At 49.5% G+C, this 541-nt stretch carries 1 protein-coding gene; it reads right to left on the minus strand.

Annotated features, from left to right (window positions below; translation table 11 throughout):
* On the minus strand, positions 1-541 hold a 541-nt coding region (locus R7Q46_RS29700), incomplete at both ends, for a glutamate synthase central domain-containing protein (RefSeq protein WP_318078657.1).

Here is a 541-nt window from a genome sequence, read left to right on the forward strand (position 1 = left end):
CAATCGATTTACGTTTTGCCCACGCCTTGCGGGACAAGTTGGTTAAATCTTGTTGGAAATCATCAAAGTTTGCGCCTTCGATGCGAGTGGTTACGCCTTTAAAGCACAAGTCGACCACTTCCCGGCTCAACCCAACAGCTTCGAACAATTGTGAGCAACGGTAAGAGGCGATGGTCGAAATACCCATCTTCGACATGATTTTGTACAAGCCTTTGTTGATGCCATACTGATAGTTCTGCATAACATCGCGGTAGTCTTTATCTAGGGCACCATCGTCAATCAACTTGCCTAGCGCTTCATAAGCTAGATACGGATAAACCGCCGTAGCGCCAAAGCCTAGCAATACGGCAAATTGATGAGGGTCACGTGCGGTTGCGGTTTCCGCGACGATGTTGGCATCACAACGAAGGTTGGCTGTAACTAAGCGAGTTTGCACGGCGCCGACAGCCATGGCGGCTGGAATTGGCAACTTGCCTTTAACTAATGCGCGGTCGGAAAGAACCACTAAGACGGTACCTTCTCGCACCACTTGTTCAGCTTG

This window comes from Vibrio sp. 811 (genome assembly GCF_033339195.1).